Raw genomic sequence first — 23,012 nt, forward strand, 5'->3', positions numbered from 1 at the left:
ATGATAGACAAAAATGCCTGAACTGCAACCCTCTGCCATCGTTGGTGCGAGAAGAGTGTTATTGCAAACGGGAGGCGGGAGGTGCTATCTTGAACGAGCGAAACGAATTCTGTAAGCTCGCATTGATAGAACGATTTAATGAATCGCACAGAAAAACAATTTCTTGAAAACATCCGGCGGCAGGGGATTGCCGGTGACGGCGAAGCGGTGCTCGTAGCCGTTTCGGGTGGCCCGGATTCGATGGCGCTGCTGCACCTGCTGGTTGCAGCCGCTCCGGTGCTGCACCTGCGGCTTGGCGTTGCGCACTGCAATTTCGGTCTGCGCGGCGAAGAGAGCGATGGCGATGAGGCGTTCGTCCGGTATGAGTGCGCTGGACTGGGTCTGGATTTTCACGTGCGGCGATTCGACACGAAAGCCGTTGCTACGACGTGGAAAAAATCAATCGAGGAGACAGCCCGCCTGCTGCGTTACGATTTCTTCGAGGAGTTGTGCCGGGAGAAAGGATACGAGCTTATCGCCACAGGTCATCACAGCGGCGACAATGCCGAAACCATGCTGTTCAATCTGTTTCGCGGCACGGCTGCTTCAGGGCTCCGAGGGATCAGGATGCGGCAGGGCAGACTTATTCGCCCGCTGATTCCGTTCAGCCGTCAGGAGATCGTGAGCTACCTCGATGAGAAGAGCATCGCCTGGCGAACTGATCGCACCAATGCGGGGCTGGAGCACGATCGCAACTACATCCGTAACCGGGTGATTCCGGTTATCGAAGAGCGATTCAGCCTCAAGCTTACGGCGTCCCTGCAACGGGTGGCGGAGCATGCTGGCGAGCTCGAAGAGTTCATGGAGCGGCATATCGACCGGTTGATCGAAGAGCGTCCTGGCCTCGATCCGGCAGGTGGCAAGCTGCATGTCGGCTCGCTGTTGGAGCTTTCGCGGTTTGAACGGAAGGCGTTGATCAAGCGCGTGTTGCAGATGCGGGGACTGCCTGTTGAGAGCCGGGTACTGAGCCGGATTGCCGGTCTGCTTGAGTCGCAGCCAGGCCGGCGTGTTCATGCCGGGCCTGGCGTTGATGTGGTCTGGAAGGATGGATTTCTGCGTTTCGAACCGGTTATGCCGGACGATTCATCGAGCGGCAAGCATTAGCGTCGTCACTCCTTGTGAGAGGTTTTTTTGAAGGCCTCCAGCGGAAGGTCGGCTGTGATGATGACCGATTCGAGGTTCTGCTGCACTTTCATGTGGTGGAGCAGAGCTTTGGCCGCTTCCGAGGTTCTCGGGCCAAGCGTTGAAAGTTTGATGGTAGCCCACAGGAATGTCGAAGCGAAGAACGCCCCCTGCCGATCGTTGTAGACCCACTCGGATTGTCCCAGAAGCCCGTCGTCAAACCTCACCGACATCGAAATCTGCTGTAACCTGTTCAGGTTGCCCACCGATTTGACGTCGCTGTTTTTCGAGGTGATGCTCTGCAACGCGCCTGCTGTCCACTGCGGCGAGGGGAGTGTAAACCAGAAGTGCGATTTATAGGGCGTTTTCTGGATCAGCGCTGCCGTGGGCGCATCGCGGTCGAGCAAATGGCCTGACGGGCGTAAGAACTTTTCAAGCATCTCGCTGCTGCTGGCGATGGCCAGCCTGTTCGGTCCCATTGGCACAACCCAGAGCGTGCTGTCAAGCTCGTAGGCGTTGCGACCGGCGACTTCGGTTGTTTCAAGGCTCGCCGCCCGGAGTGCTGTTGCCGGGAATTTGCGTGCGAATTCGCCGCTGGCCATGCCGATATATTTCTGCTCTTTGATTCCCGAGCGCTGGAAGCTGATGAGCAACGTGTCGAGGTCGCGGGTGAGGTTGATGTTGCTGATGGCCAGGAGGCTGTCTACCCGTTTGCCCATGCTCAGGAAGGGGGTTTCCTTGAGAGAGTCCGGCACGGCCTCCTGCCAGAACCGGCTGTCGCGAATGTCTTTGAGTCCCACGTAAAACATGGCGTCCGACGTGCCAGGCATGTTCTGGATGAGCGTGGTCAGTTCGGGGCTGAGCTTTTCAGGCGTCAGGCGCGGTTTTTTCCAGTTGATCCAGAGATAACCGACCGACACGACAATCAGGCCGAGCACAAAGAAGGTTGCGATGACTTTCGGGCCTTTCTTTTTCGGGGCCTGCAAAAGAGGTTGGTTCGGCTTGGACTCGTTGCCGTTCATAGAAGAGCGCGGTTAGGATTGTTCCTTGATGGCAAGTCGGGCCAGCTCGTCGCAGCGGTTGTTGTACTGATTGTCGCTGTGCCCCTTGACCTTGTGAAAGGTGACGCGGTGTAATGTAGTCAACTTCACGATTTCCTGCCAGAGGTCGATGTTTTCAACCGGCTTCTTCGAGGCGGTTTTCCAGCCGTTTTTCAACCAGCGCTTGAGCCAGCCTTGATTCATCGCGTTGACCAGATAGGCCGAGTCACTGTACAGCTCGACGCGGCACGGCTCCTTCAACGCTTCGAGTGCCCTGATCGCCGCCATCATCTCCATGCGGTTATTGGTCGTGGCTGGATCGTAGCCCGAAATCTCTTTCCGGGTATTGCCGTACATGAGTAGCGCACCCCAGCCACCCTTGCCGGGATTGCCGCTGCACGCGCCGTCGGTGTAGATGGTGATGGTTTTTTCCATAGATAAAAAAAGGCTCACCTGCGGATGAGCCTTTTCAATTCGTGATTTTTCGCCGCGGGCGATGCTTATTTCAGGAGCTTCGCGAGCTCGGCGGTGCCGGTTTTGGACATGATTTTCATGGCCTTGGCGGACACGCGAACTTTGACCCAGCGCTTTTCTTCCTCGATCCAGATTCTCTTGGTATGCAGATTCGGCTCGAAACGGGTGCGGGTGTGGTTATTGGCATGAGAAACGTTATTGCCGTATTTCGGCTTCTTTCCGGTCAGCACGCAAACTTTGGACATGGTTGGATCGATTGGCGTTAAAAAATGAAACGGAATATAGGAAAAAGTAGGGGAAAATAGAAAGATTTTTCTCTATTGTGTAGGGAGAATTAGGCAGATCACTCCGATTAGACTAATCCGACCGATCTGTCTGATTCTTCAAACCTGCGTGGCACTAAGGCCTTATCCCTACAGCACAGACCATCATCGAGAGCACGTAAAGCAGTGTGCCGAAGGCGTTGTACCAGACCGCTTTTTCGGCAGGGTTGTCGATCAGAATTTTCTGCATCGGAAGCTGGGCGAGCAGCAGCGCAATGGCGATGGCCGTGGTGACGGTCGAGCCTTTGGCGACGAGGATCGCGATGGCTGCGAGCTGGGCCACATCCATCACCACTGATGCGAGGATAGCTGCGTTCTTTTCGCCGAGCTGCACCGGGATCGACTTCACCTTGCGGATCTTGTCGCCTACCACGGACTTGAAGTCGTTCAGGGTCATGATGCCGTGCGCGCCGAGAGAGAAAATGATGGCAAGGGCGATGGACTCTGTCGAAGGAATGCCCTGCGTGATCGAAAAGCTGCCGGTCAGCCAGGCCACGCCTTCGTAGGCCAGACCCACGATCAGGTTGCCGTACCAGCCGTTGCGCTTTGCTCGGATCGGTGGCCCTGAGTAGGCGTGCGACATCAGAACGCCCACGAAGGCTATAGCCACCACGTACGGGTGGATCGACAGGGCGACCAGAAAGCCGGTCATGATGAGGCCGAAGGTGATGAGCCAGCTTGCCTGCTTGGAAATCTTCCCAGCCGGAATCGGGCGTTCGGGTTCGTTGATGGCATCGACCTCGCGGTCGAAGTAGTCGTTCATGGTCTGCGACATGGCGCACATCAGCGGGCCGGCAAGAATCACGCCTCTCACCAGAATCGAGATGTTATCCGAAACGCTTTCGCCGGTGGAGACCACGCCGCAGGCAAACGCCCACATCGGAGGAAACCAGGTGACCGGCTTCATGAGCGGCACGATCGCGGAAGGATCGATGTGGAACCCCGGCTTGTTGACGTTCTCGAGGGCCTGACGGATGAGTTTCTGCCTGGACTGGCTTACGCCCGACTGATGAAGCTTTTCATCGATGTTCAGGTTCAGTTCAGGATTGACCGTGTCGCTTCCGTTCATGATTTACTGATTGTTGCTGCGGCTGGAAACAGAGCAAATATAATACATGTTTGTTGTAAACGATAAGGGCACTTCTCTTTATCTGTTTTCTTGGCGTCGATCAGTCTGCTCAAGACGATAAACAGAAGTGCCCGTCACTTTTCAGCGAAGCGCGACTCAGCCTTCATGCGTATTGCATTCCTCTGCCAGCCGATTGTTGACCTCGATGATCCTGTTCATGTTTTCCATCGCCGCGAGGCTTTCGAGGCTCTCTTTGGACATGCTCATGCCTTCATCGATGCAGGAACCCATGCCCGAAACGTAGCAGGTGATGGCCGATGCAAACAGGGCTGCATCGATCTGTGCCTGCGTGGCCGAACCGTCGAGAATCTGCCTGATGATCTGCGCATTGGTTTCGGCATCTCCGCCAGCCAGTTCGTCGATGCTCCAGCGGTTCAAGCCGAAATCTTCCGGATTGACCGTGTGGTGGCAGAGGCGTCCCTCGAACAGCTCGATGATGGTGGTCGGGCCGGAGACGCTCGCTTCGTCGAGCCCGTCGCCGTGCTCGGTTTTGCCGTGTACGATCATGGCGTGCTGGCAACCTGCGTGGATCAGCACGTCGGCGTACAGCTCCATCACCGACGGATCGAATACGCCGATAAACTGGCGTTTGACTTTTGCCGGATTGATGAGCGGGCCGAGCAGGTTGAAGAGCGTCCGGATGCCGAGCTCGCGGCGAATGGAGGCGACTGCTTTCATCGATGGGTGGTACAGCGGGGCGAACAGAAAGGCGAAGCCGGTTTCGCGGAACTGCTCTTCAGTGGCCGAAGCGGGCAGATCGACGCGATAGCCAAGGGCTTCGAGCACGTCCGCGCTGCCGCACTTGCTGGTGATCGAGCGGTTGCCGTGCTTGGCAATCGGCACGCCCGCGCCCGCAGCGATGAAGGCCGCGGCAGTCGAAATGTTGAAGGTGCCCCGGTGGTCGCCGCCGGTGCCGCAGGTATCGACCGCATGAGCCGGCAGGGTGATCGGCGTGACCCTCGTCATGAGGTTCTCATATGCCCCGATCGCTTCCGTCGGGGTGACTCCCTTTTTCTGCAGCAACGCAAGAATGGCTCCGGTACCGGCATCGGTGAACCGGTTTTCCATAATCGAATCGATGCAGGCTTCCATCTCCTGTGCGGAAAGGTCGGCGCCTGCCAGCAGTTTCTGAATCAGCTCCTGTTGACGCATGTCGAAAAACGGGGTCGAAATGAAGGACGTCGCCAACAAACCGTTAGCGCATTACTGCGGCGCCCTGAAGAAAAAGATTAATTTCAATTATACTAACTATCTGCGCTTTTACCAATAGCGTTACCCTGATGAGCCTTGCTCAACTCAGGAGGTTTTGAGCGTGATCTGTTCACCGAAGTTTTTTCATTTCATGGAGCCTGATTCCCTGCATCAATGCCGTAGCGGCCTGCGTACCGAAATTTACCGAAAAATGTCCGCCGAAGGGCTCGACGCCCTCCTTGTGACCGACCTGCCGACCATCCGCTGGCTGACCGGCTTCAGCGGCTCAAATGCCAAATTGCTGCTTGCGGGTGGCAAGACCGTGCTGTTTACTGACTTCCGCTACCAGGAGCAGGTGAAGCATGAGACCTCCGGCATTGCGACGGTGATTCTGAAGGATGCGCTTGCCACGGAGCTTGCTTCAGGCAAATGGCAACTCGGCAGCCGCATGGCGTTGCAGGCCGACCACGTTACCTGGCAGGAGATGCGCCAGCTTTCGGAGAAACTCGGCAATCGCGAGTTTACGCCTGTCTCGTCATTCTTCGACGAGTTCCGCGAAATCAAGCACATCGCCGAGCTCGACCGGATGCGTCGCGCTGTAGCGCTGAGCGAAACGGTGCTCGAAGCGGTGATCGGCATGATCGGCCCCGGCGTCACCGAAATCGACATTGCCGCTGAAATCACCTATCGCCACCGCAAGCTCGGCGCGGAAGGGGACTCGTTCGACCCCATCGTAGCCGGAGGCCCGCGCGGCGCGATGCCGCACGCCAAGCCGAGCCCCGCCACCTTCGATCCGGGTACGCTCATCGTCATCGACATGGGGTGCATCGTCGAAGGCTACGCTTCCGACCAGACCCGCACGGTCGCCTTCGGCAAGGTCTCGGACGAGCAGCGAAAGGTCTATCGCATCGTGCAGCAGGCGCAGCAGCTCGGCATCGACGCGGCGAAGGTGGGCATGGCTGCCCGCGACCTCGACGCCGAGGTGCGCAACTTCATCGCCGCAGCAGGATACGGCGAAGCGTTTGGCCACGGTCTCGGTCACGGCGTCGGCGTCGAAGTGCACGAAGCTCCACGAGTCGGCACCGCCTCAACCGGTACGCTTCGCGAAGGTGCGGTTTTCACCATCGAACCCGGCATCTACCTCCCCGGCCGCTTCGGCGTCCGTATCGAAGACATGGTCGCCCTCGGCCCTAACGGCGCGGAGCCGTTGCAGCGCTTCACCAAAGAGCTGATTGAATTATGAATGGATAACTTGATTAATGAGGCAGCCAGTCGATTATCCGTAGGGGCATCCCGACTTGTCGGGATGTCTTTCTTCAGGCATGTGTCAAGGCCGGTTAATTTCGCGGAACAGAAAATCAAAAATGAGTTGAGCATGGAACAGAACGAGAGCGCCTACTGCATGGTCATCACCACCGCTCCGGATCGTGATGAGGCCGAAAAGCTGGCACAAGGCATTCTCGAAAACCGGCTCGCGGCTTGCGTCCAGTTATCTGACATTCGAAGCTTCTTTTTCTGGGAGGGCGAGATTCAGAATGACGACGAAGTGTCGCTTTTCATCAAAACCACCGGCAAACGTTACCCGGGCCTCGAAAGCTACATCCGCGACTACCACCCCTACGAAGTGCCGGAGATTGTCCGATTGCCGATTACCGGTGGATTGCCTGAGTATCTCGCTTGGCTGGATGCAACGACAGATAGTGATAGGTGATGCAAGAAAGAAATTGATGGCTTGACTTTAGAGGTTGTAGCGAACTCCAAGCAAGATTTTGCTGCCTCCAAATGAGAGCTTTGCATCACTCCCGAAGTCAATGTCACCGGCTCTAAAATAACGGTAACCCAAGTCAATAGTTACATTATTCATCACCTTGATACCTAAGCCGGCGCCGAGTTGCCAGGCAAATGCGGTTTTGTCGTACGATTGTTCATACCTGACCCCATTATCTCTGAAAGAGACGTCCATGCCCATAAAAGCCGCTCCAACCCCCCCCATTACATAGGGAGTGATCAGGCTACTCATGTTATAATCCGCGTACAGATTATACATTACTGTAAGCGCTGAAGCTTTGATTTTAAGGTCGTCAATATTGTCGCTTATGCCCCATTGATTGAGGATATCTTCCGTTGCGCTCTCAATAGCATCCATATCTGAACCCAGGATCTGATCGACGTCATTGGATTGGTATTCAACGGCAAGTTCACCGCGGTACATACCTTTATCTTCACCAAGCGCAGCTTCAAGAGCATACCCACGTTTGTATTCAACAGCATCCTTTATTGATGTTGACGTTCCCGTTATTTCCGCATTACTGTTATCCATAAGGCACAGACCACCTGAAATGCTGACATACAAGGGCGCTGCTGTAGCTGTTATAGCTGGAGCCGACAGAACTGCAGCAGTTATTATGGCAACTGCGTATTTTTTCATTTTACACCTGGTTGAGTTTGGTTGGTGTTGTCTGTAACGCGTGAGTTTCTAGCTTTTTACGTCTTTCATCTTTATATACAAGATCGTAACTACTGCTTTAAATGTACAGAATGGTGTGCAAATAGTGAAACGATGACGGATTAGCAAAAAAACGCCATTGGAACAAGGTTTTTTCTCAATCACCAGGGGGAGGGAGTGGAAAAGGCGTCATATGACTCTTATTCTTATGATCATTTTAGCATGAATCGGGCTTTTATGGAAGCAAGAATGTTTACGTTTCCAACTGGGCTTGATGGTATGCTGGGGTCAGCTTTGGTTTTAAAACCAAAGGATAGTTGTACAAAAAGAAAAAAGCCTTGTAACATTATCTGCTACAAGGCTTTAGCGGTGCTGAGGAGGCAGGACTCGAACCTGCAATTGCCTGATCCAGAGTCAGGAGCCTTACCAATTTGGCCACTCCTCAATGGAGGTTCACAATGTAACGAAAAATTCTGGAATTCATCGGAATTTTTCATTAAAAAATGAAAAAAGTAGGCCTCTAGCGTTGTTCGTCGAAAGATGGAAAAGTCTTTCGACAAAAGCAGAACAGGCCTGAAACAAAAAAGACTTACAAGTCGAAACCCGTAAGTCATTCTGTTTGAATGGTACACCCGAGAGGATTCGAACCTCTAACCGTCTGATTCGTAGTCAGATACTCTATCCAGTTGAGCTACGGGTGCATAGTGTATAAATCCCGGTTTGTACCGGGATTTATACTTGGTAGCGTGTACGGGATTCGAACCCGTGATCTTCGCCTTGAGAGGGCGATGTCCTGGGCCACTAGACGAACACGCCATATTTTTTTTCTCTGGCTCACTTCAGTTGGTGGGCCCTGTAGGACTTGAACCTACGACCCAGCGATTATGAGTCGCTTGCTCTGACCAACTGAGCTAAGGGCCCTCGAAAGACCGTTTTGTGCTTCAGAGTGGTGTTAATATAAGGCATGTGATTAAAATTACAAATGCTATTTGACCTTTTTCAGGAAAATTCCTGGTACTGTTCTCTTTTGATGTCCGCGCCGAGTGCCGAGAGTTTTTTCTCGATCGATTCGTAGCCGCGGTCGAGGTGATAGACCCTGAGTACTTCGGTGGTTTCTTTGGCTACCAGGCCTGCCAGCACCAGGCAGGCCGAGGCTCGCAGGTCAGTGGACATGACCTTGGTGCCGGTCAGCTCCTGCGGGCCGTGCACCAGCGCCCAGTTGTCCCGGATTTCGATGTGGGCTCCCAGGCGGTTCAGTTCTGGCAGGTGGTTGAAGCGTTCGAGATAGATGCGGTCGATGATGGTGCTGTCGCCATGCGCCTGGGTCATGAGGGCCATCCACTGGGCCTGCATGTCGGTCGGGAACTCCGGGTACGGGCGGGCCGTAATGTCGACTGGTTGCAGCTCTTCGGGCGCGGTGAGCGTAATGGCGTCGTCCTTGACTGTCACTATGCAGCCCGCCTGTCGGAAAGCATCGAGCACCGAGCCGAGATGCTCCGGCACGGTGCCGGTGACTGTGACACTGCCGCCGGTGATCGCCGCTGCGCCCAAGAGAGTCCCGGCTTCGATCCGGTCGAAGATGTTGTCGAATTCGACCGCTTTGAGCTGGTCGACCCCTTCGATGACGAGGGTCGTGGTGCCAATGCCGCTGATGTTGGCTCCCATCTTCTGCAGGAATCGGCAGAGACATTCGATTTCCGGTTCAAGCGCTGCATTTTGCAGCACAGTCTTACCTTCGGCGGTGACGGCTGCCATCAGGGCGTTGCCTGTTGCGCCCACCGAGGAGATGGGGAAGTCGATCTCGGCGCCGCGCAGGCGTGAGCCGTTGACTTTGGCGTCTATGAAGCCTTGCTCAATCGTTACGGTGGCGCCGAGTTTTTCCATCGCCATGATGTGCAGATCGACCGGACGCGGGCCGAAGGCGCAGCCGCCGGGCAGAGAAACGCGGGTGTGGCCGAAGCGGGCGAGCAGCGGGCCGAGCACATAGATCGATGCACGCATCTTTTTGACCAGCTCGTAAGGTGCTTCGATACTTTTCAGATCGCTGGAACTGACCTCCAGGCGGTTGTTTTCAAACGAAACCGCTGCCCCGAGGTATTCGAGAAGCTGAATGAAGGTTCGGACATCCTTGAGGTCGGGAATCCGGTTGATGCCGAAGGTGCCGTCCGGGGTCAACAGAGTTGCCGCGATGACGGGCAGGGCGGAGTTTTTTGAGCCGGATGCGGCCACGGTGCCGCTCAACTTCTTTCCGCCGCGGATGACGAGTTTATTCATTCAGTACGAAGGTTACATCCTGAAAAGGTGCAAAAAGGGTTATTTAATTATTTCAGCCTCAGAAAAACAAATTTTATTTTTAAAGCCATTCAATCGACTTCGATGCTCAATCACTACGGCCGTCGTCTGAGGCGACGTTTTTTTTCGAGTGCCAATTATCTGGATACTTATGCGAATGTTTTCCTGCCGCCGTTTTCTGGCGGTGTTATTCAATCTGTTATACACCACACTTTTTCTGGTCAGCGCTCTGTCCCTGTTCCCGCTTTCTGCTCGTGCGGCCAGCGCTGAAATGAACAAGATCCTCAAGGAGCGTAAACAGGTTGAGCGCACCTTGTCAGACCTGAAGAAGCAGCTTGGCGAGTATCAGTCAAAGCTCAAAAGCACCAAAAAGAACGAAGCCCGTTCGGTGGCCGATCTCAAGAATATTCGCAAGCAGATTCTGGTCTATGAACGTCTCATCAAGGAAAACCAGAACCTGCTGACTGGTCTTGACCAGGAGATTGATGCTTTGCAGCAGGAGCTTGCCGAGAACCGGAAGAATTACCATCACGTCTCCAGCGATTTTCAGCGCATCGCCATTGCTGCCTACAAGCGTGGCGGAAACCGGAATGCCGAGCTGATCTTTTCTTCGCACTCGGTCAACGATGTTGTGGTTCGGAGTCGTTATGTCGGTTTTCTGTCGCAGGCGGTCAGGTCGAAGGTGGGTGAGCTTCAATCGAGCGCGCAGCAGATGGAGGCCAGCCGCGCCCGGCTTCAGCAGAGCTATCAGGAAAAAGAGAAGGCTATGAAGTCGCAGCAGGTGGAGCTTCAGGGCTATGCTTCGAAGAAAAAAGAGAAAGAGGCGGTGCTTACCAGCCTCAAGAAAGACAAGCGGACCTATGCCAACCGCATCGCCGGGGTGCGTAAGAAGCAGCGGCAGATGCAGCAGAAGATCGAAGCGCTGATCATGGCTCAGCAGGAGCTGATCCGCAAGGAGCGGGAAGCGGCGCTACGACGACAGCGTCTTGCCGAAGAGCGGCGCCGGGCAGCGGCTCAGAAGTCTGGAAAAAAGGTGACCCAGCCAGCGCGCGGCCCGGTAGATTTTACCGAGGAAGAGTTAAAAAGGGTGTCGGCCAACTTCGATGCCGGTTCATCACTGCCGTGGCCGGTTAAAAATGGCGTCGTGGTGCGCAAATTCGGTTCCAGTCGCGACAAGGAGCTGAACATCGTGACCGTGAGCAATGGCATCGATATTTCGGTTCCTGCCGGTACGCCGGTCAGGTCGGTTTCCGGCGGTAAGGTGGTGCAGGTGGCCTTTCTGCCGACGTTCGGCAATGTGGTGATCGTTCGGCATCCGAAATCGTATCTTACTGTTTACGCGAACCTTACCAAGGTTTCAGTGACGGCAGGTGAAGTCATCCAGTCGCGCCAGTTGCTTGGCAGCTCGGCAGCGATGCCGGAGGGAGGGTCGACGGTGCACTTCGAAATCTGGAAGGGCAAGGTAAAGCAGGATCCCCAGAAATGGCTCAGATAACAGGGAGAAGTTTATGGGATTGAACTGGCTGTTTACGACGATCATCTCCGTGCTGGTTCAGCCGGAGGCCTTCTGGAAAGACGCGAAGGAGCAGCTCGGCGAGGTCAATGCGATGCGCGATTACGCGACACCGCTGATTACGATTGCCCAGCTCTGCAAGCTGCCGTTCATCGGTGTTCCCCGGATGGCCATGCTGCTTGCCATCGCCGGATTTGTGATCGATGTCTCCGTGCTCTACCTCCTCTCCGGAGCGATTGGATCGCTTGCCGGGCCTGACCGTTCTGATGCGTTGCACGTCGACGTAATGACCGTTCTCTGCTTTTCCCTCACGCCGGTCTGGCTTGCCGAACCGTTCTACATTCTCGGCGTTTGGCGCTGGCTGGTCATGGCTGCCGCGCTGCTTTACGCCGTGCTGATTGCCCGATTCGGCATGCACGCGCTGCTCGATCTCGAAAGCGCGAAGATCGAAGCACTGTCGAAAAAGTCCGGCGTCCTCATGGCCACGGCGACCTTTATTTCGTTTATGCTCATCGGCGGGCTGATCCGTTTTTTGACCTCTATATGACGCTCCCTTTATGGAACCTCAAGACCTCCATCTCGATTACGGCCTGGTCGAATCGATTCTGATCCCTTTCATTCGCAACGAAATCAGGAAGTTCGGGTTCCGGTCGGTGGTGCTCGGCCTTTCCGGTGGCATCGATTCGGCGGTGGTGTGCGAGCTGGCTGCGCGGTCGCTCGGTGCCGATAACGTGCTGGCACTGCTGATGCCCTACAAAACCAGCAGCCGAGAAAGCCTGGAACACGCTCAGCTCATGGTGGACCGGCTCGGCATTCGCGCCGAGACCATGCCTGTGACCGGGGTGGTCGATGCCTTTTTCGAGACGCGTCCGGACGCCAGCCGCCTGCGGCGCGGCAACGTCATGGCGCGCTCCCGGATGCTTTGCCTGTACGACGTGTCGGCGCGGGACGGCTGCCTGGTGCTCGGCACGAGCAACAAAACCGAGCTGATGCTGGGCTACGGCACCATGTTCGGCGACATGGCTTCGGCGGTCAACCCCATCGGCGACCTTTACAAAACCCAGCTCTGGGGCCTGGCCCGGCATCTTGGTGTCCCCTCGGAGCTGATCGACAAACAGCCCTCTGCCGACCTCTGGGAGGGCCAGAGCGACGAGGCCGATCTCGGCTTCAGCTACGAGGAGGTTGACCAGCTTCTGTACATGATGCTTGAAGAGCGCATGGAGCGCGACGCCATTTTGGCTGAAGGCATTGCCCCTGCCTTTTACGACCGGGTACGGCAGATGGTGGTGCGCAACCAGTACAAGCGCATGATGCCCGTTATTGCCAAACTCTCCAGCCGCACGCCGGGCATCGATTTCCGCTATGCCCGCGACTGGCAGGAAATGAAGTGAGGGGACTTTGATCTTCAGTCGATCTCAAGTCCCCTGACTCAAAGATTGGGGCTCAAAACGACCGCAGCACCGTATCCACCAGATAATGCTTGTCGTCCCTCTGCGGAAAGTCGGTGGTGTAGTGCAGTCCGCGTGATTCGCGGCGCTTGATTGCGCTTTCGATGACGAGGCTTGCCACCTTGATGATGTTGCGCAGCTCGATGATCTGCGGCGTGATCCTCGTTTTCTTGTAGTAGGCTTCGGTCTCCTCCTTGAGGAAATCGATGCGCCGGCGCGCGCGATCGAGGCGTAAATCGCTTCGGACGATGCCGACGTAGTCGTTCATGATCGCCTGGGTTTCGCGCTTGTTGTGCGCCACCAGAATCCACTCTTCCGGATTGGTCGTGCCCGAGTCGTCCCAGTCCGGAAACTCATGCTCGACATGAATGGTGTTCAGGTGCTGGCGAATGTCCTCGCTGGAGCGCCAGGCGAAGACCAGCGCTTCGAGCAGGGAGTTGCTCGCAAGGCGGTTCGCGCCATGCACGCCGGTGCAGCTCGTTTCACCGCAGGCATACAGATTGTTGATGGTGCTGCGACCGCGGCTATCCGTCCTGATGCCGCCGCACGAGTAGTGCGCCGCCGGAACCACCGGAATCATCTCCTTTGTCATGTCAATGCCGAACTCAAGGCAGGTGTCGTAAATGTGCGGGAAGTGTTCGATCACCTTGTCTGCATCGATATGCGTCACGTCGAGAAAGACGCACTCGTCGCCGCTCTTTTTCATCTCCGAGTCGATCGCTCGTGCTACGATGTCCCTCGGCGCGAGATTTTCACGCTTGTCGTAGCGCTTCATGAACGCCTTGCCATCCCGATTCCGCAAAATGCCGCCGAAGCCACGCACCGCTTCGGAGATCAGGAATGACTTGGCTTTCGGGTGGAACAGCGAGGTCGGGTGGAACTGGATGAACTCCATGTTGGCGATCTCCGCTCCGGCGCGATAGGCCATCGCGATGCCGTCGCCGGTGGCGATATCCGGATTTGTCGTATGCAGATAGACGTGGCCGAGCCCGCCCGACGCGACCATCGTCACTTTCGACAGAATTTTCTTTGGCTTGTGGTTGAGCGTGTCGAGCACGTAAGCTCCATAGCAGGTGATGTCGTTAGTCTTTATTTTGAGGTGGTGCTCCGTGATGAGTTCGAGCGCGTAGTGGTGTTCGAGCAGCGTGATGTTCGGATGCGCGTTGACCCGCGCCAGCAGCGCTGTTTCGACCTCACGGCCAGTCAGATCCTTGGCGTGCACGATCCGGTTGCGCGAATGGCCGCCCTCCTTGCCGAGGTCAAGCGAATGGTTGGGGTTGGTGGTGAACTCCACGCCGAGTTCGATCAGCCGCCGGATATGCGATGGCCCTTCGTGCACCATGAGGCCCACCATCTCTTCGTTGCACAGGCCCGCGCCCGCGTCGAGCGTGTCTTCGATGTGCAGTTCCGGGCTGTCGTTGGTGTCGATCGTCGCGGCGATGCCGCCCTGCGCCCAGTTGGTATTCGAGGTCGAGCTCTCTTTTTTGGTGATGATGGTCACCTTGGCGTGATCGGCCATGTGGATGGCGAAATAGAGCCCTCCGATGCCGCTGCCGATGACCAGCACATCGGTTTTCACTTCCTGTGTCATGTATGGCGTGATTGATGAGTTGCGGGTAGCGCTACCAACTGCTTGCCGCGAGCCTGGGACGGTGCCGGCAAAACGTAATATACGCAGTCCGGAATCAACTTCCGGCAGGAGCGCAGATGCTTGTTGCGCTCCGCCTGAAACGAGAACCGGGAATCAGTCACACGACAGATTCCCGGTATCGATACGAATATTTCGTCAGATTATAGGCCTTACGGCAGCAGCACCGCGCAGGAGATGACGGTCGTCCAGAGGCCGGTTTCGCCCTCGGCAGACTCGGTGATGTTGAATGAGTTGACGATTTTACCGCTCATTTTGTAGATGCCCTCGCGCTCGTCCCAGTCTTTGTTGGGGTCGAACTCAATGCCGAGCGTAGTGGCCAGCATGGTGGCCGCCAGGTCCTCAGCGTATTCGCCGGAATGCTCGGCAGTTTCGCCATACGGGTGGTGCTCGGAGAGATAGCCGTACTGCGTTTCGTCAGCTGGAAGCGCTACGCCGACCGACGCGGAGATGAGGCGGTTGTTCTCGTTGGTCGAGTTGCGCGCCATGACCGCAAAGGTGATTTGTCCCGGTTTGAGGTGTTTCAGACCTTCTTCGACGCTGATGCGCTCACATTTGGGAGGAAAAATACTGGAAACCGTCACCAGGTTGCACTTTTCGATCTTGGCGTCACGCAGGGCGAGCTCGAACGAAGAGAGATACTCTTTGTGCCTTCCGACACCCTTGGTGAAAAAGACTTTTGTCGGGACGAATGACAAGGTGGTTTCTCCGGATAGAGGTTGCTGAAAAATGTTGTCCGTTTGAGCAATTATAGGAAAAAGCTACCTCATTCAAAACGTTTTTTATGCACGTTTAACCTTAAAAAATTTCCGCTTGCCGGCTTTGATGATCACGGGGTTTTCACCGAGTTCGATCACGGCGTTAATGTCGGTGATTTTTTGTTCATCAGCCTGCACTGCGCCCTGCTGAATCATGCGCCGCGCCTCGTTTTTAGACGGGAACGCCTTGAGTTGCATGAGCATCTCGACGATAGGCATCGAGGTCTCCTCGAACTCGATAGTCGGCAGGTCGGAGGGGGCCTGTTTGTTGACGATTACTCGGTCGAAATGCTCCTGTGCTTTGGCGGCTTCATCCGTCGAGTAGTACTGCGCCACCACCTCGCGTGCCAGTTCGCGCTTGGTCTCTCGCGGATCGGCGGCTACTCGTTCGGCAACTGGCGTATCGTTGCCGCTATGGTGCGGCAGGAGCAGGTTCCAGTAGGTTTCGATCAGGGGGTCAGGAATCGAGAGCGTCCGGCCGTACATATCTTCCGGCGTGTCGTTGAAGCAGATGGCGTTGCCGAGCGATTTGGACATCTTTTCGACGCCGTCGGTGCCGACGAGCAGCGGCATGGTTATGCACACCTGCGGGTCGATGCCGTACTCGCGCTGCAGGTCGCGGCCTACCAGCAGATTGAACTTCTGGTCGGTACCGCCCAGCTCCACATCGTTTTGCAGGTGCACCGAGTCCATGCCCTGTGCGAGCGGGTAGAGAAACTCGTGGATCGAGATTGGCGCCTGCGCCTTGTAGCGTTTCTCGAAATCGTCGCGCTCCAGCATTCGTGCAACCGTGTAGTGGCTCGACAGGCGGATGACATCCGCAAAGCTCATTTTGCCCAGCCAGTCTGCGTTGTAGCAGATGGTGGTCTTTTCGGGATCAAGGATTTTCGAGGCCTGCTCGAAGTAGCTCTTGCCGTTCTCCCTCGCCTCCTCAGCGGTGAGCTGCGGGCGGGTCTTGCTTTTGCCCGACGGGTCGCCGATCATCGCTGTGAAGTCGCCGATGATGAGAATCGCCTCGTGTCCCAAATCCTGGAACTCGCGCAGCTTGCGGAGCACCACCGAGTGGCCGAGGTGCAGGTCAGGGCGCGACGGATCGGCGCCGAGTTTGATCTTCAGCGGTTTGCCGGTCTTGAGGCTTTTGGTGAGCTTCTTTTCAAGTTCGTCGGTGCTGAGGACCTCGACGGTGTTGTTGACGATACTATCGAGCTGTTCCTTGACGGGTGGGAAATGCATGGCTTGTCTGATTGTCGGAGGATAGAGATTAATACTGTTTCTTGAGCTGCTGCAACTGCCGTTCGGCGTCGCGATTCTTGACGGTTTCGCGCTTGTCGTAGAGCTTTTTGCCTCGGGCGAGGCCGAGTTCGATTTTCAGGATGCCTTTCGGGTTGAAGAAGGCCTTGAGCGGAATGAGGGTCAGGCCCTTTTCGCTGATTTTCGATTGCAGGCGAAGGATTTCCGACTTGTGCAGCAGCAGGCGGCGGCTGCGCTTCGGGTCGAGCGTATCGAGCGTGTTGTGTTCATACGGTGTGATCTGCATGTTTTCAAGCCACACTTCGCCGCGATGGATCATCGCGTAACTCTCGTTCAGGCTCGCTTTGCCGAGGCGCACCGATTTGACCTCGCTGCCGAGCAGTTCGATGCCCGCCACGATCGTGTCGAGAATTTCGTACTCGAAACGTGCCTTGCGGTTGCTGATCGCCGTGACGTACTCCGGCTTGCCTTGCTTTTTTGCCAACGGTTCTCTTTCTCAGGTTTCAGGTTGTTTCAAAGGCGCGTCGAACAACGGATCATCAGCCGTTCTTTTTCGGGTTCTGTCATCCTGAATATTCGTAGGGGCAGACCTGCGTGTCTGCCCTTCCGTAAATTTTGCAAACCCCAAAAGTTGTCGGGACAGTTCTCTTGTCGCCAATAGCTTTATGTCGTTCTTCATCAAACCCTTGTGGTTCACGACAGGGCAGACACGCAGGTCTGCCCCTACAGGGAATTTGTAATTACAGAACGCAATTACGCACCACCGCCTCACTCAAAATACTCTTTCGGAATCATGTTGCCGACGTTGAGCGTAAGATAAGGGTCGAACGCTTTTTTTACACGCACCATTTCCATGATCCCTTCGCGGCCGTACATCTGCACCAGATATTCGCTTTTGAGCTTGCCGATTCCGTGCTCCGCCGAGAGGGTGCCGCCCATCGCGAGCACGTCCGAGACGAGCTGCCGATAGAGCGTTTTGGCTCGAACGAACTCCTCGTGGTTGCGCGGCAGAATGTTCAGGTGCAGGTGGGCGTTGCCGATGTGGCCGAAGATGATGTAGGTGAACCCTTCGCGGTCGCAGGCGTCGCGGTAGAGGCGGAAGAGCTCGGCGAAGCGCTCGTCGGGCAGCGCCATGTCGGTGCTCACCTTGCTCTCCGACTGGCGGCTGAGCCATTCGTTGACCAGCACCGGCAGCTGATGCCGAAACTCGCGGAGCTTCTGTAATCCTTCGCTGTCAAGTGCCGCCCAGCTCTTTTCAACCGGCGAGCCGCATGCTTCCATCAGATCGAGCCACGCTTCGAGGCACGTATCCTCGGCGTCGGCAGTCGTCTCCTCTTCGAAATAGATCGCTCCTGCCGTCTCCTGCGCAATCTCTGGATAGCTCTGCCGGAGGAACTCCTGCGCGCGCCGGTCGAAGAGTTCGAGCGCCCGCGGACTCACGCCGCCGCTTCCAGTACGCGCCTTGCCGACGAAGTCGAGCAGCTCCTCCTCGCTCTGGAACCACGCCAGGCAGGCGATGACCGATTCCGGCGCTGGGCGGAGCAGCAGGGTGGCTTCGAGAATGACGCCGAGCGTGCCTTCCGAGCCGATGAAGAGGTCGATCAGATCCATACCCGGTTTCGACCAGTAGCCCGCGTTGTGCTTCGAGGTCTTCGGCATCGTATAATCCGGTAGCCGGAAGGTGACGCGACCGGCGATTGGGAGGTCAATCGTGAAGCGGTCCTCGGTATCGGCAAAGTGCTCGCCGCGTTCGATCTTAAGAATGTCGCCTTGCGGCAGCGCGATTTTCAGCGCCTGCACGTAATTGCGCGTCGGGCCATACTTGAGCGAACGCGAGCCGGTGGAGTTGTTCGAGATTGTGCTGCCGATGAAGCAGGTTTTTTCAGTTGGGTCGGGTGGATAGAACCAGCCTGCCGCTGCTGCTTTCGCCTGAACATCCTGCAACAGCGCACCGCCCTGCACGTGCAGCATCGCCTTGTCGTCGCCCAACACCTCGACCTCGTCGATGCGGTCGAGCTTCTGCATGGCGATGACGTAATCGCCGAACGGAATCCGCGCGCCGGTGGTACCGGTGCCGTTGCCCGCGATGGTGTAGCGCCGACCGTCGGCGTGAGCCTCGCGTAGCAGCGCCGCAATCTCCTCCAGCGTTTCGGGGAAGCAGACGCCGGGCGTCCAGCCGCTTTTCAGGTTGCTGGTATCTTCGAGAAACGCCGCGATGGCCGATGGTTCGCTTTTCAGTAACATCAATCTCCCAATTCTGTTTGTCCTTCTGCGTTGGTGCTGTCCTGCGGGGCACGTGTTGCGGTTGTGACCGGCGGTTCCATCACCGGCGGCTCCATCACCGGCGAAGCTTTTGTCGTATCGGCGGCGACTTCGGTCGTCTTCTCGGCACTGGTTTCCTGTTCCGGCTTTTTGGGGCCGTTGATGTAGTAGTCGATCATGGCGCGGGCGATTGGCGCGGAGATGCTGCCCCCGTAACCGGCGTTCTCGACCAGCACCGCGATGGCGATTTTCGGGTTATCGACTGGCGCGAAGCAGATGAACCAGGCGTGATCCTTGCCGTGCGGGTTCTGCGCGGTGCCGGTTTTGCCGGCCACGGTCACGCCGGGAACCCGCGCCAGAGTGCCTGTACCCTGATCGCTCTCCACCACCCCCTGCATTCCTTTTTTGATGATGTCAAAGGTCTGTTTCGAGATCGGCAAGGTTCTCGATTCGTGATCGATCGGCACGAAAATGCCCGTGCGGGTGTCGCGGTATCCCTTCACGAGGTGCGGCTCGTGCCAGTGCCCCTCGTTGCCCAGGGTGGCTGCATAGTTGGCGAGCTGCAACGGAGTTACCCCGAGTTCACCCTGACCAATGGAGAGGCTGATCAGGTAGCCCCTCGTCCAGCGGTTTTTGCCGTAACGTTTGTTGTAATACTCGGTCGATGGCAGCAGTCCGCGCCGCTCTCCCGGCAGGTCGATCCCCTCACGTTGGCCGAAGCCGAACATCCGTCCGTATTCGTTCCAGGTGTCGAGTCCGACCTTGAGCATCATGTTGTAGAAATAGATGTTGCACGACTCGGTGATCGCTTTTTCAAGGTTGACCTTGCCGTGCGCATGGCTGCCGTGACAGTGGAACGCACGCCTTCCGAAAGTCCAGGTGCCGGTACAGATAATCGTATCCTCGGGTTTGATCAGGCCTGTTTCCAGTCCTGCGATGCCGAGCACCATTTTGTAGGTTGAGCCGGGGGGATAGGCGGCCTGAATCGCGCGGTTGAACAGCGGTTTGTCCGGCGACAGAACGATGTCGGCCCACTCTTTGCGTCGCGTGGTGCCGTTGAGGATGTCGAGGTCGAAGTCCGGCTCGCTGCACATGGCCAGAATGCCGCCGTCGGAGGGATCGATTGCCACCACTGCGCCCGAGTGGCCGGTATCTCGCAGCAGGTTCTCGGCAAGTTGCTGAAGTCCGGCATCGATGGTCAGGTAGAGGTCGTTGCCCTTGACCGGCTGAATGTCGTTTTTGCCGTCGTTATACTTGCCTACCAGCATGCCGAGCGGGGTGACCAGTTCGAACCGGGCGCCTTTGTCACCCCTGAGCTCCTCTTCGTAACTCCGCTCGATGCCCGAAAAACCGATTTTGTCGTTAGGCGTGTACCCTTTTTCGGCCAGCGTGTCGAGCTGCGCGCGGTTCACATTGCGCAGGTAGCCGAACAGGTGCGTGCCCCTGAACTGGTCGCTGTACTTTCTCTTGTCTTCGATTTCAATGATTACTCCCGGCAGTTGCCAGAGGTTTTCGCTGATGCGAGCTACAGCAAACTCGTTCAGGTCGCGATAGACCGTCGAGGCGGCAAAACGGCTGTAGGCTCTGGCATCGTCAATTTTTTCGCGTAACTCCTCTTCCGGCATTTCGAGCAGGTAGGCCAGGTAGGGGATGGTCGATTCCCGCAGTTCCGAAGGGATGATCTTGAGCGTGTAGAGCGCGCGATTTTCCAGCACCGTGACCCCCTTTCTGTCGATGAAGTGGCCCCGCGGAGCCTGCACCCAGATGCGGCGAACGCTGCTCGACCTCGATCCGATGGCGTCGTGTTCGACGATCTGGAGCCAGGCCAGCCGTCCGAAGAGAAGCCCAAAGACCGATGCGATGAGGATGGTTGTGAGGTTGAGTCCGCGTTGAATCTTGTCCATGATTCTCAGTCCCTGAGCATTTTCTTCAACGCAAGATGGTAGGCCAGCACGCAGATGATCATGCTCATGAGGGTGCCGAGGATGAGCGCTTCGGGCAGCCTGATGTAGATCGGCAGCGACAGCGGATCGCTCATGATCGCCCGCAGCGCATTGCCCGTGAGGAGCGCAGCTGCCGAGGCCATGTAGAACTTCCGCCGTTTTCTGGTCGAGGTCGCGTGGCTCTCTTCAGGCACGTGAAAGAAGCCTGCCACGAAGCCCTCGATGGTGCCGATCAGCGCCTCCATGCCGATGCTGCCCGACAGAAAGCCGCTGATGATGCCCGCTGCAAAACCGTACGAAGTGCCGGTTCGCTGGCCGATCGACATCGCGGTGAAGGCGATGAACAGCGGCATCACGTCAGGCGCGGTGTGCCACAGCACCAGTTTTGAAACGAGGAAATGCTGCACGAAGGCCAGCACGATCATGAAAGCTGTATAGAAAAAAATCTTTTTCAATTCGGCGCGTTCTTGTTGGTTACCGTTTGCGTGGATGGGCGGCTTGTCGCGTTCATTCCTGTTTTTCAGGGCTGTCGTGCGATCGCATCAGTCTGAGTTTCTCCTCCGACGGTTTATCCGGGCAGACCATCACCTGGTTCAGTGAGGAGAAATCGACGCCCAGACGAATATCCACATTGTAGAACAGCTTGTCCTTGGAGATTCGTTCGATCCGGCCGACCGGAACGGCCCGACAGGCAAAGGTGCTGTAGTCGGAGGTGCTTACCCCTTCGCCCACCAGCAGGGTGCCGCTGACGGGCACATGCTCGATGTGGGCGATGCGTTCGTTGCCGTTGCTCCACGAGAGCAGGCCGTTGGTGCGGGTGCTGTCGGTCACCACGCTGACCTTGAAGTTCCGGTTGATGACCGGCAACACCTTTGCGTAATTATCTGAGACCTCGATGATTCGCCCGACCAGTCCGTCGGGGGTCAGGACGGTCATGTTTTTGGCTACCCCCTGGTTCCTGCCGGCGTCGATGATGAGCATGTTCTCGGTCAGGCTGAACTGTCGGTCAACCACGCGCGCGATGGTGAACCGGCTCATTCCTTCAGGCCGGTTTTCGAGCAGGGAGAGCTTTTCCTGCAGGTCGCGCAGGGCGAGCTCCTGATGCACCAGTTTCGAGAAGAGGCGGGCGTTTTGCAGGAACAGCCGTTCGTTGTCCTGCTTCAGCGAGAAGATGTGCCGGAGGCCGGACATCTGTTCCGCCACGGCTGCGTTGATGGCCAGACCTCGCTCACGGATCGCATCGAGCGTCTCCTTGCGCTCAAGCTGCATGATCGCGATGGAGAGGCTGCAATAGACCAGAAAGTATAAGTAGGCGGTATGCTTGGCGATAAAACGGAGAAAACTGGTCACGTCCGTTGTCTTCCTTGGTTACACATTGCGCAGTTGAGTAGTGCGGCCTGCCGGGGCAGGCGAGTGCCGCATATCGATCGTCTTGCGTTGTCACAACGGCCTGGGCATGAGCGGTGACCGTGATCCAAAACAGGATGTATTAATAAAACAAATCATAAATATAACAGATGTGACGGCTATTCTGTGATGAATTTTGTCAAGAGATCAGAGTTTGCATACAAGTTGGTGAACCGGTTTCACGCGGGCTCTTTTTTGCTTTTTGAACTGAAATGACGATTTTCAGGTTCGATTACCGTTTCAGGGAAATTCTGACAAGCTATTTTTTTCAGGCATGGTATTTGAAGGCCACAAGAACGTTACGGATAAATTCATCGTTGTCGGCGACCGCGTGCTCGTCAAGCCCAAGTCGGTCGATGAGCGCACCAAGTCCGGCATCTATCTTCCACCGGGCGTTCAGGAGAAGGCAAAAATCCAGAGCGGTTACGTCATCAAGTCTGGCCCCGGCTACCCGGTCGGCCCGCCCAGTGATGCCGATGAGCCCTGGAAAGAGCGCATCGAGGGGCCGCAGTACATCCCGCTTCAGGCGCGGATCGGCGACCTGGCCATTTTCGTGCAGAACAGTGCCTACGAGATCGAGTACGAGGACGAACGCTACCTGATCGTACCCAACTCGGCCATTCTCTTGCTTATCCGGGAGGATGACGACCTTGAAGACTATCTCCACTGAATCACGCAGCAGTCGGATTGACCACCGTTTCTGTTCTGCGTGATCTTGCTCCTCTT

The 23,012-nt window shown here is 56.4% G+C and carries 22 protein-coding genes and 4 tRNA genes; 7 read left to right on the forward strand and 19 right to left on the reverse strand.

Going from position 1 to position 23,012, the window contains the following annotated elements:
• Positions 1-138: 138 nt before the first annotated feature.
• Complete coding sequence (gene tilS / locus CPAR_RS02905) at positions 139-1,143, forward strand: tRNA lysidine(34) synthetase TilS (protein ID WP_012501825.1); 1,005 nt, start codon at positions 139-141, stop codon at positions 1,141-1,143.
• A 5-nt stretch (positions 1,144-1,148) separates the two neighbouring features.
• Here tilS and CPAR_RS02910 read toward each other — a convergent pair whose 3' ends face one another.
• From CPAR_RS02910 to trpD, 5 genes are all read right to left on the reverse strand, one after another.
• A complete protein-coding gene (locus CPAR_RS02910; protein WP_012501826.1) occupies positions 1,149-2,183 on the reverse strand; it encodes a hypothetical protein in 1,035 nt (344 codons plus the stop codon).
• A 12-nt stretch (positions 2,184-2,195) separates the two neighbouring features.
• Positions 2,196-2,636 carry a ribonuclease HI gene (rnhA, locus tag CPAR_RS02915; protein ID WP_012501827.1) on the reverse strand — a complete coding sequence of 147 codons (441 nt, stop codon included), beginning with the start codon at positions 2,634-2,636 and terminating at the stop codon, positions 2,196-2,198.
• A gap of 65 nt (positions 2,637-2,701) precedes the next feature.
• Positions 2,702-2,920, reverse strand: coding sequence for a 50S ribosomal protein L28 (gene rpmB, locus CPAR_RS02920; protein ID WP_012501828.1), 219 nt, complete (start codon positions 2,918-2,920; stop codon positions 2,702-2,704).
• A 154-nt stretch (positions 2,921-3,074) separates the two neighbouring features.
• Positions 3,075-4,067 carry a chlorophyll synthase ChlG gene (gene chlG / locus CPAR_RS02925; protein WP_012501829.1) on the reverse strand — a complete coding sequence of 331 codons (993 nt, stop codon included), beginning with the start codon at positions 4,065-4,067 and terminating at the stop codon, positions 3,075-3,077.
• A gap of 156 nt (positions 4,068-4,223) precedes the next feature.
• Positions 4,224-5,279: an anthranilate phosphoribosyltransferase gene (trpD, locus tag CPAR_RS02930; protein WP_012501830.1), complete on the reverse strand. Its 1,056-nt coding sequence runs from the start codon at positions 5,277-5,279 to the stop codon at positions 4,224-4,226.
• 190 nt (positions 5,280-5,469) lie between these two features.
• Between trpD and CPAR_RS02935 the strand changes: the two genes are divergently transcribed.
• Positions 5,470-6,561 carry a M24 family metallopeptidase gene (locus CPAR_RS02935; protein ID WP_012501831.1) on the forward strand — a complete coding sequence of 364 codons (1,092 nt, stop codon included), beginning with the start codon at positions 5,470-5,472 and terminating at the stop codon, positions 6,559-6,561.
• A gap of 132 nt (positions 6,562-6,693) precedes the next feature.
• The gene (cutA, locus tag CPAR_RS02940; protein ID WP_012501832.1) at positions 6,694-7,029 is read left to right on the forward strand and encodes a divalent-cation tolerance protein CutA; all 336 of its coding nucleotides are present in this window, start codon (positions 6,694-6,696) and stop codon (positions 7,027-7,029) included.
• A 27-nt stretch (positions 7,030-7,056) separates the two neighbouring features.
• Here cutA and CPAR_RS02945 read toward each other — a convergent pair whose 3' ends face one another.
• The 6 genes from CPAR_RS02945 to murA form a co-directional block, all read right to left on the reverse strand.
• The gene (locus CPAR_RS02945; protein WP_012501833.1) at positions 7,057-7,746 is read right to left on the reverse strand and encodes an outer membrane protein; all 690 of its coding nucleotides are present in this window, start codon (positions 7,744-7,746) and stop codon (positions 7,057-7,059) included.
• Between the two features lie 390 nt (positions 7,747-8,136).
• Positions 8,137-8,209: transfer RNA gene (locus CPAR_RS02950), tRNA-Gln, on the reverse strand.
• 179 nt (positions 8,210-8,388) lie between these two features.
• Positions 8,389-8,465, reverse strand: a tRNA-Arg gene (locus tag CPAR_RS02955).
• Positions 8,466-8,503: 38 nt separating this feature from the next.
• Positions 8,504-8,580 (reverse strand) — tRNA-Glu (locus tag CPAR_RS02960).
• Positions 8,581-8,608: 28 nt separating this feature from the next.
• Positions 8,609-8,685: transfer RNA gene (locus CPAR_RS02965), tRNA-Ile, on the reverse strand.
• A 78-nt stretch (positions 8,686-8,763) separates the two neighbouring features.
• On the reverse strand, positions 8,764-10,038 hold the full coding sequence (gene murA / locus CPAR_RS02970; protein ID WP_012501834.1) for a UDP-N-acetylglucosamine 1-carboxyvinyltransferase: 1,275 nt from the start codon (positions 10,036-10,038) through the stop codon (positions 8,764-8,766).
• A 169-nt stretch (positions 10,039-10,207) separates the two neighbouring features.
• Here murA and CPAR_RS02975 point away from each other — a divergent pair, with 169 nt between their 5' ends.
• The 3 genes from CPAR_RS02975 to CPAR_RS02985 are packed head-to-tail and all read left to right on the forward strand — an operon-like array spanning position 10,208 to position 12,960.
• Complete coding sequence (locus tag CPAR_RS02975) at positions 10,208-11,551, forward strand: murein hydrolase activator EnvC family protein (RefSeq protein ID WP_156773360.1); 1,344 nt, start codon at positions 10,208-10,210, stop codon at positions 11,549-11,551.
• A gap of 13 nt (positions 11,552-11,564) precedes the next feature.
• Complete coding sequence (locus CPAR_RS02980) at positions 11,565-12,116, forward strand: hypothetical protein (RefSeq protein WP_012501836.1); 552 nt, start codon at positions 11,565-11,567, stop codon at positions 12,114-12,116.
• Between the two features lie 10 nt (positions 12,117-12,126).
• A complete protein-coding gene (locus CPAR_RS02985; RefSeq protein ID WP_012501837.1) occupies positions 12,127-12,960 on the forward strand; it encodes an NAD+ synthase in 834 nt (277 codons plus the stop codon).
• A 52-nt stretch (positions 12,961-13,012) separates the two neighbouring features.
• Here CPAR_RS02985 and nadB read toward each other — a convergent pair whose 3' ends face one another.
• The 8 genes from nadB to mreC all read right to left on the reverse strand — a co-directional run bounded on the left by nadB (position 13,013) and on the right by mreC (position 22,229).
• Entirely contained in the window at positions 13,013-14,608 is a 1,596-nt protein-coding gene (nadB, locus tag CPAR_RS02990) for an L-aspartate oxidase (protein ID WP_012501838.1), read from the reverse strand.
• Positions 14,609-14,817: 209 nt separating this feature from the next.
• Positions 14,818-15,363, reverse strand: a complete 546-nt coding sequence (locus CPAR_RS02995; protein WP_012501839.1) for a pyruvoyl-dependent arginine decarboxylase — start codon at positions 15,361-15,363, stop codon at positions 14,818-14,820.
• A gap of 84 nt (positions 15,364-15,447) precedes the next feature.
• Positions 15,448-16,656 carry a tyrosine--tRNA ligase gene (tyrS, locus tag CPAR_RS03000; protein ID WP_012501840.1) on the reverse strand — a complete coding sequence of 403 codons (1,209 nt, stop codon included), beginning with the start codon at positions 16,654-16,656 and terminating at the stop codon, positions 15,448-15,450.
• A gap of 28 nt (positions 16,657-16,684) precedes the next feature.
• Positions 16,685-17,158 carry an SsrA-binding protein gene (gene smpB / locus CPAR_RS03005; protein ID WP_012501841.1) on the reverse strand — a complete coding sequence of 158 codons (474 nt, stop codon included), beginning with the start codon at positions 17,156-17,158 and terminating at the stop codon, positions 16,685-16,687.
• A gap of 284 nt (positions 17,159-17,442) precedes the next feature.
• Positions 17,443-18,918 (reverse strand): FAD-binding oxidoreductase, encoded by a 1,476-nt coding sequence (locus tag CPAR_RS03015; protein ID WP_012501842.1) that lies wholly within the window; start codon positions 18,916-18,918, stop codon positions 17,443-17,445.
• On the reverse strand, positions 18,918-20,840 hold the full coding sequence (gene mrdA, locus CPAR_RS03020; RefSeq protein ID WP_012501843.1) for a penicillin-binding protein 2: 1,923 nt from the start codon (positions 20,838-20,840) through the stop codon (positions 18,918-18,920). The genes CPAR_RS03015 and mrdA overlap by 1 nt, the downstream gene beginning before the upstream one ends.
• Before the next feature lie 5 nt (positions 20,841-20,845).
• On the reverse strand, positions 20,846-21,334 hold the full coding sequence (locus CPAR_RS03025) for a rod shape-determining protein MreD (protein ID WP_012501844.1): 489 nt from the start codon (positions 21,332-21,334) through the stop codon (positions 20,846-20,848).
• A gap of 52 nt (positions 21,335-21,386) precedes the next feature.
• The gene (mreC, locus tag CPAR_RS03030; RefSeq protein ID WP_012501845.1) at positions 21,387-22,229 is read right to left on the reverse strand and encodes a rod shape-determining protein MreC; all 843 of its coding nucleotides are present in this window, start codon (positions 22,227-22,229) and stop codon (positions 21,387-21,389) included.
• 331 nt (positions 22,230-22,560) lie between these two features.
• Between mreC and CPAR_RS03035 the strand changes: the two genes are divergently transcribed.
• Positions 22,561-22,956 (forward strand): co-chaperone GroES, encoded by a 396-nt coding sequence (locus tag CPAR_RS03035; protein ID WP_012501846.1) that lies wholly within the window; start codon positions 22,561-22,563, stop codon positions 22,954-22,956.
• Positions 22,957-23,012 lie beyond the last annotated feature (56 nt).

The organism is Chlorobaculum parvum NCIB 8327, assembly GCF_000020505.1.
GTDB lineage: Bacteria > Bacteroidota > Chlorobiia > Chlorobiales > Chlorobiaceae > Chlorobaculum > Chlorobaculum parvum_A.